The following is a 2,250-nucleotide window of genomic DNA, read 5'->3' on the forward strand; positions in this document are numbered from 1 at the left end:
AGGGTGAGCAACTGCGTGACGGACTGGTCCATCGACGACTGGTACCAGCGTTGGCGGCTGCGGTACAGCGCTTGGCACTGCGATCGGTACAGCAACAGCCGGCTTCTCACCGGGCTGTGCGTCGACACCGGTTCCCAGCCGATGTTCGGCGCGTTCGGCACCTGGCGCAACGTCGGGATCTCCTTCGGCGCGGATGCGGCCACGCTGCCGAACACGGTGAACAACTTCCTGGAGGTCAGCAGCCGCAACGGCCAGAACGGTGACGACGCCGCCGACGGGGTGGAGTTTGGCCTGCACGCCTCCTACAACGCCGACGAGGGGGTGCAGGAGTACTTCCCGTACTGGGTGGAGTGGGGCCAGGGCACCGAGGAGTACCACGGCCTGTCCGGTGTCGGCGGCGGCGACGCGAACGGGCGCGTGCACAGCTACATCGTCCTGGCCAACGACAGCGGCGAGTGGGACATCCTCTACGACTTCAACACCGTCGGCACAACCCAACTGCAGGAAGGGGCGCAACTCAGCCACACGTACGCGAACATGTCCGCCGTCTACCCGAACACCTTCACGCTCGCCGAGCCATTCGAGAACCGGGTCCGGGTGATCGATGGCAACCAGCAGTGGCGACGGCCGTATCTGGGCGAGACCAGCCGGTCCGAGCCGAAAAGCTGCGGCGCCCTGCCCACCGATGTCGACCCGTTGTGGGACGAATTCAACCTGGCACCGTGGTGCATGACCACGAGCCAGGGCACCGTGTCGGTCCCCGATCTGCCGCTTCAGGTCGACTACCTGCGGATCGGCAAACCGAACGCCGGTGCCGCGAAGATCGCGTCCCGAGCCGACCCCCGCCGTGTCGACCCGGCCGCTCCCTCGGTCAACGGTGTCGACCAGAAGTCGCTGCAGCAGTGCCTGGACGCGGATCCGTACCAGTGCCTCGGCAGTGTCCGAGGGCTCCGTGAATGCGTGAGCAAGCGAGCGATCTGCAACGCCGGCCTGGAGCCGGCCGACCCGGCGAAGGACATCACGGCCAAGCAGGCGGCGTCGGCCGCCCGTCAGCTGATAGCACCGCGGACAAAGCCCCGTGCCGCCGCTGCCGAGCCCGCCATGTCGGTGAGGACAAGCCCGGTAGCGCGGTTGCCGCAGCCGCTGCGCGGACAGATCGATGCTCCCGGCTCCGCGGAGCGCGAGGTGCACGTGGTCACCGGCGACGGAACCGTCGACGGCCTCAGCACCGACCAGCCGGACCGGTATGCCGGTTTCACCATGGTCTATGACTCGCAGACCGGTGTCCTGCTTTACGCCTGCCTTGGCAAGCGCTGCCCGTAATCGCCGCACCCACGTGAGGAGGAGACGAATGTTGTTGAGAAAATGGGCAGCGACGCTGCTGACAGCCACCGTCCTGGCCGCGCTCGCGGGCATTCAACCAGCCACCGCCGCGCCGGTCCGTGCACTGGCCGCCGATCTGCGCACGGACTGTGCGAACCACGACACCGAAGCGGCACGGGAACGGGGATGGGCGCGCAGCCGGTTCGAACAGTGCCACCATCTCGACCTGGATCTGGAGCTCAAGAAGGTCGGGACCAACGCACACGTCGGCTGGATCTACCTTGACCTGTGGGTGCTCGCCACCGCCACCGACGGCGAACGGAAGGTGACCTACGACGTCAGTGTCGAAGAGGTCGGCATCTCCACGCAGCTCAACGCCGCGCTCGGGTACATCACCGTGAACTTCACCGGCTGCAGCACCGCCAACGTCAGCTGCACCGGCACGCCCCTCTTCCGGTCGGAAGACATCGAGAGCTGGTTCAACCAGCCGAAACTCGCGACCATCGTGGCGACGAGCCCGAACGACGTGGGCTCCGGGACGTACAAGACGGTGGACCTGCTCGCGACGATGTCCCTGAACGCGGAGTACCGGGACGGGCAGACGATCCCGTACAACAATGCAGCCGCGGTGCTCAACGCGAGCCGGTTCGACTCGGCGGGCAGCCTGCTCGGCAACGGGAAACACCACGGTGCGGTATTCACCGACTTCGTGCCGGTGCTGGACCTGAACGGTCGCGCGGGAAGTGACCACGAAGCGGAGGCCAAGCACGTACGCGACGCTCTGCAGAGGCCGGAACTCACGTTCCCCAGCTTCGTCGGCAAGGGTGTGCCCGGCGGGGTCGGCAGCGGCCGGCCGTTGCACCGGCTGATGAACGCTGCCGCCGCCAACCAGAACCACACCGGTTCGGTCAGCATCTGCAGGGACGT

2 protein-coding genes are annotated in these 2,250 nt (G+C 67.0%); both read left to right on the forward strand.

The annotated features are described in order from the left end of the window. Positions 1-1,323: hypothetical protein (locus DMB66_RS58925; protein ID WP_233625605.1), on the forward strand; the 1,323-nt coding region annotated here is incomplete at its 5' end. A 28-nt stretch (positions 1,324-1,351) separates the two neighbouring features. Next, on the forward strand, positions 1,352-2,250 hold an 899-nt coding region (locus tag DMB66_RS58930; RefSeq protein WP_125812607.1), incomplete at its 3' end, for a hypothetical protein.

Source organism: Actinoplanes sp. ATCC 53533 (assembly GCF_003947245.1).